The sequence below is a fragment of the Paenisporosarcina sp. P4_E4_2 genome (assembly GCF_056401595.1).
Genome location: NZ_JBFUJC010000058.1, coordinates 1 through 12194, shown reverse-complemented (window position 1 = coordinate 12194; position 12194 = coordinate 1). Strand labels below are relative to the sequence as shown.

Annotated in this window: 14 protein-coding genes and 1 riboswitch; of the genes, 7 read left to right on the top strand and 7 right to left on the bottom strand. The window is 39.0% G+C overall.

Annotated features, from left to right (window positions below):
- Window positions 1-171 precede the first annotated feature (171 nt).
- The 4 genes from AC1DSB_RS06665 to AC1DSB_RS06650 all read left to right on the top strand — a co-directional run bounded on the left by AC1DSB_RS06665 (window position 172) and on the right by AC1DSB_RS06650 (window position 2720).
- The gene (locus tag AC1DSB_RS06665; protein WP_016429722.1) at window positions 172-954 is read left to right on the top strand and encodes a helix-turn-helix transcriptional regulator; all 783 of its coding nucleotides are present in this window, start codon (window positions 172-174) and stop codon (window positions 952-954) included.
- Between the two features lie 95 nt (window positions 955-1049).
- On the top strand, window positions 1050-1814 hold the full coding sequence (gene yidC / locus AC1DSB_RS06660; RefSeq protein ID WP_036660322.1) for a membrane protein insertase YidC: 765 nt from the start codon (window positions 1050-1052) through the stop codon (window positions 1812-1814).
- Window positions 1815-1867: 53 nt separating this feature from the next.
- Window positions 1868-2113 carry a hypothetical protein gene (locus AC1DSB_RS06655; RefSeq protein WP_477586184.1) on the top strand — a complete coding sequence of 82 codons (246 nt, stop codon included), beginning with the start codon at window positions 1868-1870 and terminating at the stop codon, window positions 2111-2113.
- Between the two features lie 70 nt (window positions 2114-2183).
- Window positions 2184-2720, top strand: a complete 537-nt coding sequence (locus AC1DSB_RS06650; RefSeq protein ID WP_477586182.1) for a superoxide dismutase family protein — start codon at window positions 2184-2186, stop codon at window positions 2718-2720.
- A gap of 16 nt (window positions 2721-2736) precedes the next feature.
- Here AC1DSB_RS06650 and AC1DSB_RS06645 read toward each other — a convergent pair whose 3' ends face one another.
- Both AC1DSB_RS06645 and AC1DSB_RS06640 read right to left on the bottom strand, forming a co-directional pair.
- Window positions 2737-2868: a hypothetical protein gene (locus AC1DSB_RS06645; RefSeq protein ID WP_016429726.1), complete on the bottom strand. Its 132-nt coding sequence runs from the start codon at window positions 2866-2868 to the stop codon at window positions 2737-2739.
- A gap of 82 nt (window positions 2869-2950) precedes the next feature.
- Window positions 2951-4108 carry a 3-phenylpropionate MFS transporter gene (locus AC1DSB_RS06640; RefSeq protein WP_477530962.1) on the bottom strand — a complete coding sequence of 386 codons (1158 nt, stop codon included), beginning with the start codon at window positions 4106-4108 and terminating at the stop codon, window positions 2951-2953.
- A 121-nt stretch (window positions 4109-4229) separates the two neighbouring features.
- Between AC1DSB_RS06640 and AC1DSB_RS06635 the strand changes: the two genes are divergently transcribed.
- Together AC1DSB_RS06635 and AC1DSB_RS06630 are read left to right on the top strand one after the other, a co-directional pair.
- Window positions 4230-5126, top strand: a complete 897-nt coding sequence (locus AC1DSB_RS06635; protein ID WP_477586180.1) for a M15 family metallopeptidase — start codon at window positions 4230-4232, stop codon at window positions 5124-5126.
- A gap of 154 nt (window positions 5127-5280) precedes the next feature.
- Complete coding sequence (locus AC1DSB_RS06630; protein WP_477530964.1) at window positions 5281-6093, top strand: LysM peptidoglycan-binding domain-containing protein; 813 nt, start codon at window positions 5281-5283, stop codon at window positions 6091-6093.
- 181 nt (window positions 6094-6274) lie between these two features.
- Here the strand turns inward: AC1DSB_RS06630 and queF are convergent, their stop codons facing one another.
- From queF to cls, 5 genes are all read right to left on the bottom strand, one after another.
- Window positions 6275-6772 carry a preQ(1) synthase gene (queF, locus tag AC1DSB_RS06625; RefSeq protein ID WP_016429730.1) on the bottom strand — a complete coding sequence of 166 codons (498 nt, stop codon included), beginning with the start codon at window positions 6770-6772 and terminating at the stop codon, window positions 6275-6277.
- A gap of 15 nt (window positions 6773-6787) precedes the next feature.
- Window positions 6788-7495 (bottom strand): 7-carboxy-7-deazaguanine synthase QueE, encoded by a 708-nt coding sequence (queE, locus tag AC1DSB_RS06620; RefSeq protein WP_477530966.1) that lies wholly within the window; start codon window positions 7493-7495, stop codon window positions 6788-6790.
- Window positions 7492-7917, bottom strand: coding sequence for a 6-carboxytetrahydropterin synthase QueD (gene queD, locus AC1DSB_RS06615; protein ID WP_016429732.1), 426 nt, complete (start codon window positions 7915-7917; stop codon window positions 7492-7494). Before queD ends, queE begins: the two co-directional genes overlap by 4 nt.
- Window positions 7914-8582, bottom strand: a complete 669-nt coding sequence (gene queC, locus AC1DSB_RS06610; protein WP_016429733.1) for a 7-cyano-7-deazaguanine synthase QueC — start codon at window positions 8580-8582, stop codon at window positions 7914-7916. The genes queD and queC overlap by 4 nt, the downstream gene beginning before the upstream one ends.
- Window positions 8583-8751: 169 nt before the next feature.
- Window positions 8752-8795: riboswitch (PreQ1 riboswitch) on the bottom strand.
- 140 nt (window positions 8796-8935) lie between these two features.
- Window positions 8936-10393 (bottom strand): cardiolipin synthase, encoded by a 1458-nt coding sequence (gene cls / locus AC1DSB_RS06605; protein WP_477530967.1) that lies wholly within the window; start codon window positions 10391-10393, stop codon window positions 8936-8938.
- Window positions 10394-10615: 222 nt separating this feature from the next.
- Between cls and AC1DSB_RS06600 the strand changes: the two genes are divergently transcribed.
- Window positions 10616-11935, top strand: coding sequence for an L-cystine transporter (locus tag AC1DSB_RS06600; RefSeq protein WP_081637845.1), 1320 nt, complete (start codon window positions 10616-10618; stop codon window positions 11933-11935).
- The last annotated feature ends 259 nt before the right edge of the window (window positions 11936-12194 follow it).

The window sequence follows — 12194 nt, the reverse complement described above, 5'->3', positions numbered from 1 at the left end:
AATATATTAAATGTCTCTTGTTTCTTTTGATGGAGCATGTCGTACAGATGTGATAAAATACCTAATATTACAGAAAATTTACAAAAAATAAAAAAGTAATAAAACTATATTCATAGATGACAATTAATTATATAGTTAACTAATATGGTGAAATACGGGTGGTGAGTTTTTATGCAGTTAAATCAATCAACAGGCAGTGAAACAATAGCTAAAAAATATATGAGTGAAATTGAAATATCCTCTCAGTTTGAAGGAATAGATGATTTCTTTGAATTGGAAGCTAAGCTTTTGTATGAAATTCACCATTTGGAAACGGAACAAGCAAAGAAAACCTTGCATCTAATTATCGATCTAATATCTCTGAGAGCAGGTAAGCAGACGATTCGTGGAGTTAAAAATTACTTCAATGTGCTGTCATCCATTATGGCGAGGAAATTATATGAAAACCAAGTGCCTTCAAAAAAGGCTTTTGCTTTTAATGCAGCCTGTATCGAAATGATTGATTTTCATATGAGTGACGCGGCATTCCTTCAATTTGCAGATGATTTAATCGATTTTTTTGTGTCCGTAATTTCCGAAAGAAAACAACCTACCTTCAGTCATCAAACCGTAAATAAAGTAATTTTGTTTATTAACGAGGAAGTAGAATCCGAATTGACAGTAGAAGATATTGCAAAGCATTTCCAAGTCAGCACGAGCCACCTATCACGAATTTTCCGGGAACATGTTGGGATTACGCTGGTAGAATATTTAAATGTCAGACGTGTGGAAGAATCACAATACTATTTGCGCCATACAAACAAAAGTATTTCAGCGATTTCAAGACAATATCATTTCTGCAATCAGAGCTATTTCACCCGAATATTTAAGAAATATACAGAGGTTACTCCTAAACAATTTCGTGACCAAAAAGAACATGAATATTTTAGGTTTACATTACCAACAACAGTTTAAAGAGTCGTCCATACGACTCTTTTTTCTCTGGATTTGAAATTTGGTAGTCATATAAGGTATACTTTTCTATAGTTTAAAAGATGAAGGTGAACCTAGTGAAGAAAAAAATCGGATTACTGTCAATGCTTGTGATGGCTGCCGTAGTTTTAAGTGGTTGTTCGGGTGTTGAAAATAAGGAAGGGTTTTTCTATGACTTTTTAGTATACCCTTTTGAATATTCGCTTAACTTTTTTGGTGATTTGTTTAACGGAAGTTTCGGCTTAGCTATTATTGCGATTACTGTATTGATTCGACTTATATTAATGCCTTTAATGTTGCGTAACTATAAAAATCAACAAGGCATGAAAGTCAAAATGGATGCAATGAAGCCAGAAATGGATGAAATCCAAAAGAAAATTAAAGCATCGAAAGACAAAGAAGAGCAAATGAAGTTACAGCAAGAGATGATGGGACTTTACCGTAAACATAATGTAAATCCATTAAATATGGGTTGCTTGCCTATGTTGATACAAATGCCAATCATTATGGGACTTTATTTTGCGATTTTGCATTCTCCAGAAGTAAAGGATCATCAATTCTTATGGTATAGTTTGGGATCACCTGATATTATCATGACGTTGATTGCAGGTGCTGTTTACTTCTTACAAGCAAAAGTGTCATTATGGACCGTTCCTGAACAACAAAAGCAGCAAATGAAGATGTTTGTGTATATCTCACCAATCATGATTATGTTCGTGTCATTTACATCGATGGCAGCTCTACCACTTTACTGGACAGTTGGTGGTTTACTGTTAATATTCCAAACCTATTTAGGACGCAAGTTTTACTCGAATCATCCTGAAAAAGCATTAGAAGAATAACATGAAAAAGTCGGTGGCACATTGCCCCGACTTTTTTTCTAGGAGAGAGCATGATGAAGACTAATTGGTTAATCGGTTTACTCATGACCGTTTTAAGTATATTGGCCATTGTATTTATTATTAAAGGGAACATTAACATGGCTGTTTTGTTCATGACCGCGATATTCGCCATAACGAATGGTTATCGTGCGATGAAGTTAAAAGAAAGTGGATTTGGCAAAGAGGCTAAGTGGATGAAATCGGTAGCCATATTGTTTGTAATTGCGTTTTTCGTAACACTTTTAATGATGTTTCTTTAAAAGTGTATAAACTATAAATTTTAAGCCATCATGCTAATGAGAGACTATATTCATGCATGGAGGTTTTTAGATGAAAAAATGGATGATAGTATGTGTTGCTATACTCACATCAGGATGCATTCCCCAAAATGATTCAATTCCAGTAAGTGGTGTGATTGAACATTCACTTGCAACCACTATTGTAGATGCCACTGGTAAAGGAATAGGTTCAGCAGAGTTAACCGAAACAGAATCGGGAGTTAGAATTCATCTAATGCTGAAAGGACTAACACCAGGAGTCAAAGCAGTTCATTTCCATGAAGTAGGAAAGTGTGAATATCCGAAGTTTACAACTTCAGGAAGTCATGTGAATCCTGCAAAAAAACAACATGGTTTTGAGAATCCCAAAGGGTTTCATGCCGGAGACCTTCCTAATTTGACCGTGAACGAAAATGGCGAAGTAGATTTAGAAAYTACTTCTCCGCATGTGACACTAGAAAAAGGAAAATCAAATTCATTACTTGATGATGATGGAAGTGCATTAGTGATTCATGAAAAAGCAGATGATTATGTGACGGATCCTTCAGGGAACTCGGGAGATCGAATTGCTTGTGGAGTACTCAAATAAAAAACGTTCGTAACCTTTAACGGTTGCGAACGTTTTTCTGTTTATTGTCTCTGTTTTTGTCTCGGGTTCTATCTTCTTTACGGTTTTCTAAGAGTTCATCTAATTGATGCATTAATAGTAGCACGTCGAACTTTGAGATTCGTGACATATAGACACACTCCTGTCTCGATTTTGTTACTATATGATTCGTATTGCAAGATAGTTTTCTGTCCGTCTAATGAAAAAAGTTTTTAATATGAGAACTTTTTTCTTGTAAGCAGTACGATAACGATGGATGGAATGGAACATAACGTCATGCCCAAGAAAGCGGCCCCTGGATGAATTTCATATAAATATCCGCCTGCCAACGTCAATATAGCAGTACTTAAACTAAAGGCAAATGCGGCATACATTCCTTGAGCCGCAGGGATGTCACTGGGAGATAGACTCCTTGAAATATACTGGATAAAGGCATAATGCGCCACACCAAAAGAAGCAGCGTGAAGCAACTGAGAGATGTTAAATACCCAAACGTTGGGGAAAAGATAGATCAAGACCCAACGAATAGTGGATCCGATGCCAGCAATCAAAAACATGGTAGACACTTTGGTGTTGGCGAAGAGTTTGTCTGCTCTAGTGAAAAATAAAATTTCCAAAAGAACCGCGACATTTAAAACTAACCCAATATATAAACTGTTCACGCCAAGATCTTGTAAGTAGATATAACCAAAGTTGTAATAGGAAGCATGGGCTCCTTGGAGTAATATAGCAAGGATCAACACGGTTACAAAAGGTTTGGAAGAAAGTAAACGTTTGAAATTGGATTTTCTGTTTTCTCCATCAATAGACTTGTGTTTCACGGTAAGAGAAACAGGAGCTGGACGCGTATGCAAAATCCACATAAAAGCAAGTCCAGCCAACATAACCCATAGAATAGCCTGTTCCGACCATATAGCTACAACCGCTCCGATGAGTAAGAGACCTACCGTATAGCCAATTGAACCAAAGGAACGACTTTTTCCGTAATGTATTTGTTCATTTTGAATTAAAACCGACGCGCTACTTTCCATCGCAGGAAGCAAATTTGGATAAACGAAATTAAAAGCAATAGTGATAAGTAGTAATGACACGAATGTGTTGGCGGGAATATACAATGCCATGACCAACAATGACAAAAATGCCGTCCACATCATCACTACACGAAGAGAGAAGATTTTCGTAGCTGCAGGAAATAACACAAATGTAGATATGGCACGCGCCAGCATTCCTGCCCCCATAATAAGACTTGCATGAGAAACGGAAAGTCCTTTTTCCGTTGTTAACCAGCCTGTCCAAAAGGGGAGGAATACGCCCCATGTAAAGAAGAAGGCGAAGAAATTAGTAGATAACCATTTTTGCGAATTTATCATAAATGAAACCTCTTATCTATTTCAATAGTCTAATGTATTATAGCGAAAAAATATTGATGGGTGTCATCTATAAACAATTTAATGGTAAAATAAATATAAGTAAAATGAAAGAAGGCTTCTCATGCAATCTCCAAAATACCGTTTTAATAAAAAAGATAAAAAGAATTGGCCAATTGTCCTCGCTGTTATTCTAGGTTCCCTTGTATTACTTGCACCTGTGGTTTGGATGGGATTACACAACTGGAGTCTGGATGAAAGTATAACTGCTATGAATTTTCAAAAAACAGATGAACCTGAACCATCACATAGTACGGACAAACAGGTGGATGAAGTAAATGAAGATCCAAATCAAACTCAAAAGCCGGAACTGCCTAAAGAAACTGTCCCTCCAAAGAAACCGGAAAAGACTGAAACACCAGTCGAGCCGAAAGAAAGTCCATCACCACCAGTTGAAAAACCAGCAAGCGATGAATATATACCAAATCAAAAATATCCATCAACCCCGACACTCGTAGAAGGGTTTGTTATTGCAAATAAACACTATCCATTACCGACAGACTACAATAAAGGCGAAGATTCAAAGGCCCGTGAAGCTTTCGATCAAATGGCAGCTGCCGCTAAACTTGATGGCTTTGAACTGGTAGCATTCAGTACGTTCCGTTCTTTTGAGCGACAGGAGACATTATATAATCAATATGTTTCGAAAGACGGTCAACAAGCTGCAGATCAGTATAGTGCACGCCCTGGATACTCTGAGCATCAGACAGGTTTGGCTTTTGATATCGGAGAGAGAAACTTTGAAAAGCACTGGGCTTCTGCTTCTTTTGGAAAAACACCAGCAGGCCAATGGATTGCAAGTAATGCCCATAAGTATGGGTTTATCATGCGATATCCACTTGGGAAAGAAGAAGTAACGGGCTATATGCACGAGTCATGGCATTTCCGTTATGTAGGAGTAGAGCCTGCTACGGATATGTTTACACATAAACAGACGCTGGAAGAATATTTAGATCYATAAAAAGAAGAGGATTCGTTCCTCTTCTTTTTATTTTGTATCGATATGTTAATGTAGTTATCCTTAATCTGGAGGCTGTGTAAAGTGTCTAACCTTACGCTTTTCCGGGAACCACTTTGCGTACCAATGTATAAGATGGGGTAAAAGGAGTTCATACATGACGGTTAGTGAAAATACCCAATATGTCTATACGGTTCAACCTAGTGATACCCTGTACAGCATTGCCAGGCGTTTTGGCAGTACAGTCGCTGCTATTGAACAAGCAAACTCCCTATATCCGCCCTTCACCGATCCTGGCTTGATCTTTCCCGGTCAATTACTCATAATTCCGGGGGGAAGATTCGGTTTTCAAAATGAAGTGTATTACGTAGTCTCCCCAAGTGACACTTTGTTTTCCATAGCACAACGGTTTTCTGTGTCTACAGACCTTTTATTTGGCATTAACTCACAGATAGCGAATCCCAATTTTATTTTTTCAAACCAAGTCATTCGTGTCCCGGCATTCATATATGAAGTATCTAGTGGAGACTCATTATCGCGAATTTCCAGTCAAACAGGAGTGTCTCTGGAAAAAATAATTAGAGCGAATGAACGTCGGGCAGGATTTTCCCCTGAAGTGCTGTATCTTGGCTATCGCTTACTTATGCCGTTACCTGCTTCCCGCAACATACTGGTCCTACATCCATTGCCAGGGGATGTACTTCAATCAGGTGGCTTAATTCAAGGAATGGCAAGGGCTTTTGAAGCAAATGTACTTTATAGCATCTTGGACACACAAGGAAATGTGGTATCCAAGGAGAAAAGCATAACGGCACGTGCAGCCGGACCTGAATATGCTGAATTCTCCACCAATGCTCAATTCGAGCTTAAACCCTCCACGCCTACAGGTGAATTAAGAGTCTATACACGAAGTGCCAATGATGGAAGCATTCAAGATTTGGTAAGAGTAAAGGTTCGGTTTGAAGAATAATAAATAGTCTATGTTAAACTATCCTGTTGTTTATCGTACATTTGCGCTTGCCGGTTCGTCCGCGGAAAGGGAGATGAGTCCCTCTCTATTTTTATATCTATATTAGCTAACCGAATAGTTTAAAAAAGCCTGAATCAAAAAAGACACTCAAATTTCTGAGTGTCTTTTTCTTGGTTATATATTAACGATTATCAATCGTTTCTGGATACATGTCGTGATTCATCATGCGATGTGCAGCCATTTCTTCATATTTGGTACCAGGTTTTCCATAGTTCGTATAAGGGTCAATACTGATACCGCCACGCGGAGTAAATTTGCCCCAAACTTCGATGTAGCGTGGGTCCATCAATTCAACCAAGTCGTTCAAGATGATATTCATGCAGTCTTCATGGAAGTCTCCATGATTTCTAAAGCTGAACAAATATAATTTTAGGGACTTACTTTCGACCATTTTAATATCAGGAATATAACTGATATAAATCGTAGCGAAATCGGGCTGGCTAGTGATTGGACATAATGAAGTGAACTCCGGGCAATTGAACTTCACGAAATAGTCTCTATATGGATGTTTGTTATCGAATGATTCCAACACACCGGGATTATATGAAAAATCATATTGTACATTTTGATTGCCTAATAAACTGATTCCTTCTAAATCTTCTTTTTGACGGCCACTCATCTTATTTCCTCCTAGTTAGACACCGCGTTTATTTCCCCAAACTAATGCGTGCAATTGGGGCAATACTTTAGCATCGTTCATAATAGTAGATTTCATGGCACGGTCAATCAGCCATTCAAATCGGGTCAATAGAGTCGAAACCAATGCTTGATCATCGACGGTTAGTACATCTTCATTTCCGACCTGCAAGTAGAAAGGAACGGCCGGATAACGCATGTGTACCATTTCTGCAAAATCAAAGTCTTCTTCATTGAAAACGACAACCTTCAGACTGATATGGGAGTCTTTTAAATTCATCATGAAAGTATCAAGTTTGTTAAAATCAGTCACCATTAGCGAGCTCGGTGGTTTTGGGGAAATCGTGATATCATCGATTTCTGTTAGCCAGTCTTGCCAAAATGATCCTTGTGTTTCAATGGCCACTTTCCATCCTTGCTCGTGACATTGGTTGATGAATTCACCCAACCCTTTATGAAGAGCAGGATTGCCCCCTGAAATCGTTATATGTGAAAAAGCGTCTCCGCCGATTTCTTTGAGTGAAGAAATGATTTCCTCTGCTTTCATTGCAGTACTTTTACCGGTTCCATCCCAAGTGAATTTGGAGTCGCACCATGAACATGAATAATCACATCCGCCCGTACGGACAAACATCGTCTTTTGTCCAATGACCATTCCTTCACCTTGTATGGTGGGTCCGAATATTTCCATCACAGGTATTTTCATAGCAGATCCTCCGCTTTCGGACGATACACAACATAGCTGGTAGGGGTTTCACGAACCACAACTTGAATACATTTTGGTTGGTTGGACAAAGTCATCAATTTCTGTTGGATGGTCGTCCAAATCACTTGAGCTACTTGTTCGGTCGTAGGGTTATTCTGTTTGAATTCTGGATGATCATTCAGCACTGTATGATCATATTTTTTGTGAATGAGATGTTTAATCACTTTGAAATCAATAAGAAAACCCATTTCATCCAGTTCGTCTCCAGCAATCGTAATGTTGATGAAGTACGTATGGCCGTGCATATATTGGCAGTTGCCCGCGTCGGCATGTGGAATGAAATGCGCCGCAGACAAATGCATATCTTTGTTTAATTCAAATCGGTAAGTATGAGGTGTTTGTGGGTAAAATTGCTGAATCACTGGGCTGCACTCCCTTGTTTTTCTTCAAGGTAAGTTGTTAACCCATTTTTGCGCAATACGCATGACGGACACTCGCCACAGCCATCCCCGCGAACTCCTTCATAACAAGTGAGTGTTTTGGTGCGGACAAAATCCAACGCGCCTAATTCATCAGCGAGTTTCCATGTTTCCGCTTTATTCAACCACATTAATGGTGTTTGGAATTCAAGTGAAGTATCCATAGCCAGGTTAATGGAAACATTAAGTGCTTTTACAAATACATCACGACAATCTGGGTATCCACTGAAATCAGTTTCACAAACGCCTGTAATGATATGGCGTGCCCCAATTGACTGAGCATAAACGGCCGCAAATGATAGGAATAAATGATTTCTTCCTGGGACGAATGTTGATGGCAATTCACCATCGACTGCATCGGTTACTGCAATGTCATCTCTGGTAAGTGCATTGGCAGATAGCTGGTTGATTAGTGTCATATCCAACACTTTAAATGGCACGTTTAATTCCTTGGCAATTTCTTCTGCACATGTAATTTCTTCGATATGTCGTTGACCGTAGTCAAACGTAACTGTATACACTTCTTCGTACTGTGTTAAAGCCCACAGTAGACAAGTGGTACTGTCCTGGCCACCACTAAAGACGACCACTGCTTTTCCTTGTTTCATTGCTCATTTCTCCTTTTGAAGAATGAGTATTCGACATCTCTATTTAGGTGATTCAGTTTTCGAACATCACATATAAACATGAAAATGGCAGTCACCGAGCGAATCGGCGGATGCATGAACTGAATTGGGGCTGATTAAGCACAAAAAACTGTAATGCTAAGCAACAGTTTTCACCTTAGTTTTTTATAGAGGGAGTTTGCGAACCTCTTCCTATTTTGTTACATCGTACATAATAGCACAGAACGGATAGAGTGCATATAAAATAGGGGCTTTTAATAGTGTTGAGTCCGTTGCACCAAATAAAAAGGCATGAAGATTAAATTATCTTCATGCCGGTTTTAAAGTAGTCATTATTAAAGAATAGGAGATAGAAGTCTGGAGAAAGACTCCTTCAATTTAATTATTCTTGTCCGGGATTCATAAAGTTCCCATGTTAACTCCCTGGATAACAACATATCCTGCTCAAATAACTCAGCCAATTGATGGGAAGTTTCCCGATCATAAATAAAGGCATTCACTTCGAAGTTTAATTTGAAACTGCGTACATCAATATTTGCTGTCCCAACAGTAGAGGCTTCATCGTCGACTACAATCATTTTCGTATGCAGGAAACCATTGTCGTAAATATATACTTTTGCCCCTGCTTTTATTAGATTGCCGACGTACGAGTAAGTCGCCCAGTAAACAAACATATGGTCAGGTTTATTTGGAATCATAATCCGTACATCAATACCGGATAGACAAGCAATGCGAAGTGTATCCATAAAACTCGCATCGGGAATGAAATAAGGTGATTGAATATAAATATATTTCTTAGCCATTGTAATTAACTTCAAATAACCATTTTTGATTTGTTCCCACTCTGAATCAGGTCCACTTGAAACAATTTGCAAGCCGACTGATCCTTTCAAAGGAATAGCAGGGAAATAACGATCGGAGTATTCGATATCCTGTTCCTTCGATGCCGCCTGGTTCCAGTCCAAAATAAATCTTGTTTGCAAAGGGTGAAGGGCACTGCCTTCAATGCGTAAATGTGTATCGCGCCAATAGCCGAATTTGCGATCTAATCCTAAATACTCGTCTCCAACGTTAAATCCACCAATATAGCCGACGCGTCCATCAATTACAACGATTTTGCGATGATTACGGTAATTCATTCGAGGATTAACGAGCGGCATGATCGAAGGGAAAAATGCTTCCACTTCGCCACCCAAATCCATAAGTTCCTTGAAATGTTTTTTACGAACTCCCCGTGAGCCCATATCATCAAAAAGTAAACGGACCTTCACGCCTTGCTTTGCCTTTTTAATGAGTACATCATAGATGCGACGACCGAGACCATCTAAACGGAAAATATAATATTGAATATGAATGTGGTCTTTCGCGTGTTCCAGGTCTTCTAATAAAGCGGAAAACTTTTCATTTCCATCATTGTAAATCGTCAATGCATTATCCTGTGTCAGTACAGCATGATTGTTACGCAAGTGCATGTAAATCATATCTTGGTAGTCTTGGGAATCGTCAAGACGATACTCAAAAGTTCCTTCTTCGATTGCATCAATTTGATAATCTATCAAGTTATCAATCCCGATTTTACTGCGACCTTCCCATCGGAATAAATGCCTTTTACGTAATTGTCTACCCAACATCAAATAAAGAATGAATCCTAGGATAGGAATAAAAAATAAGACCATCAACCATGCCCATGTTGAAGAGGCATCTCGCCGCTCAAGGAAGATTAACACAATGGCTAGAAAAATATTAAGTATGATAATGGCGGAAAAGCCGATGCCGAGTAAATTGGCAGCCATATAGTCCCTCCTAAATAAACTGATTTGGTCATATTTAAGTATAGCTTAAAGTAACATAAGAAAGAAGGGGGTGAAAAATCGAACAGTTAAATGAATGTTTCTCGACTCCTTAAGCTTTTGGCTGTGGTGACTTTATTATGAGCAGGGGGGATTATTTTGGATTATTTATTTATCTTTATCAATGCCGCCATATTGCTACTCTTAATTGGACTTCTTATATACATGGGACGGAAGCATATTTCATTTTCAAAAAGGGTGTTCACAGGACTTGGCTTAGGGATTGCATATGGTCTAGTTTTACACTATGTATATGGGACAGATTCTGAAATACTGAGTGAATCAGTCCAATGGTTCAATCTAGTTGGAAATGGTTACATCAAATTGCTTCAAATGATTGTTATGCCATTAGTGTTCATTTCCATCCTTTCAGCCTTTACCAAGATTACAATCGGGAAAAATTTCGGCAAAAAGACGGGCCTTATTTTAAGCTTATTGATTGGTACTACAGCAGTTGCTGCTGCAGTCGGAATCCTTTCAGCGGTTGTATTCGATTTAGATGCTTCCCAAATTGTGAGCGGAGACGCTGAAACGGAGCGCGGCGCTTACATTGAAATGCGTACGGCAGAAGTGGCTGATCTAACATTGCCACAACAGATTGTTGATTTGTTACCAGGAAACCCATTCCTTGATTTCACAGGTGCACGACCGACTTCCACTATTGCTGTTGTCATTTTTGCTGCATTTTTAGGCTTCGCTTATTTAGGAATAGCTAGAAAAGAAGAAGAACATGCGGCTGTACTAAAAAGCACTGTGGATGCAGTGTATGCATGGATCATGCGTGTTGTGAAAATCATCTTACGTTTGACGCCATATGGAATTTTGGCCATTATGGCACGCACCGTTGCCATGTCTGATTTTGATGCCATTTATGATTTAGGTAAGTTTGTCATTGCGTCATACGTCGCATTGATTATTATGTTTGCTATTCACTTATTGATCGTTTCACTTTCTGGATTAAACCCATTCACTTATGTGAAAAAAGCAGCTGAACCATTATTGTTTGCTTTCACTTCACGATCAAGTGCAGGTACTTTACCACTGACAATCAATGCTCAAACTACTCGTTTAGGTGTACCAGAAGGTATTGCTAATTTTGCAGGTTCATTCGGATTATCCATTGGCCAAAATGGTTGTGCAGGTATTTATCCTGCGATGCTTGCGGTCATGATTGCGCCAACAGTAGGACAAAATCCATTAGAGCCGATGTTCCTGTTAACGTTGATTGCTGTTGTAGCCATTAGTTCGTTCGGCGTGGCTGGGGTTGGCGGAGGCGCAACTTTTGCTGCTATTCTCGTATTGTCCGCAATGGATTTACCTGTTGCATTAGCCGGGTTACTAATTTCAGTCGAGCCTTTAATTGATATGGGACGTACAGCGCTAAATGTAAGTGGCGCTATGGTGTCAGGTGTTACGACTTCTAAAATAACAGGCGAGCTGGATACTGATATGTACAATGAAGCAATCGATAACCAAACAGTGTAAGGATATAACGTTTTATTGAATGACGGGGGTACTCCATTAGTGTATAACACTTTTGGGGTACGCCCGTTTTTTACTTGTTTCAAAATTGTAATTTTGCATGAAGCTTAGATAAAACACTCCTGACGTCCGTCTCTTGCTACGTCTGCAGACGGATTAATTACATACGCCTCCTTGATATCCTTAAGTACATAACATTACGGGTAAGTGAGCGGGAGGAATTCATATGTTTGCTATCGTCAAACCACAAGGGTTTTTTGGT

Excerpts from the sequence above, each read along its gene's own strand:
- AC1DSB_RS06600 (WP_081637845.1), top strand. The coding sequence starts at position 10,616 with ATGGGACGGAAGCATATTTCATTTTCAAAAAGGGTGTTCACAGGACTT.
- AC1DSB_RS06630 (WP_477530964.1), top strand. The coding sequence starts at position 5,281 with ATGACGGTTAGTGAAAATACCCAATATGTCTATACGGTTCAACCTAGT.
- cls (WP_477530967.1), bottom strand. The coding sequence starts at position 10,393 with ATGGCTGCCAATTTACTCGGCATCGGCTTTTCCGCCATTATCATACTT.
- AC1DSB_RS06640 (WP_477530962.1), bottom strand. The coding sequence starts at position 4,108 with ATGATAAATTCGCAAAAATGGTTATCTACTAATTTCTTCGCCTTCTTC.
- AC1DSB_RS06655 (WP_477586184.1), top strand. The coding sequence starts at position 1,868 with ATGAAGACTAATTGGTTAATCGGTTTACTCATGACCGTTTTAAGTATA.
- queC (WP_016429733.1), bottom strand. The coding sequence starts at position 8,582 with ATGAAACAAGGAAAAGCAGTGGTCGTCTTTAGTGGTGGCCAGGACAGT.
- queE (WP_477530966.1), bottom strand. The coding sequence starts at position 7,495 with ATGAAAATACCTGTGATGGAAATATTCGGACCCACCATACAAGGTGAA.
- AC1DSB_RS06665 (WP_016429722.1), top strand. The coding sequence starts at position 172 with ATGCAGTTAAATCAATCAACAGGCAGTGAAACAATAGCTAAAAAATAT.
- queF (WP_016429730.1), bottom strand. The coding sequence starts at position 6,772 with ATGAGTGGCCGTCAAAAAGAAGATTTAGAAGGAATCAGTTTATTAGGC.
- AC1DSB_RS06645 (WP_016429726.1), bottom strand. The coding sequence starts at position 2,868 with ATGTCACGAATCTCAAAGTTCGACGTGCTACTATTAATGCATCAATTA.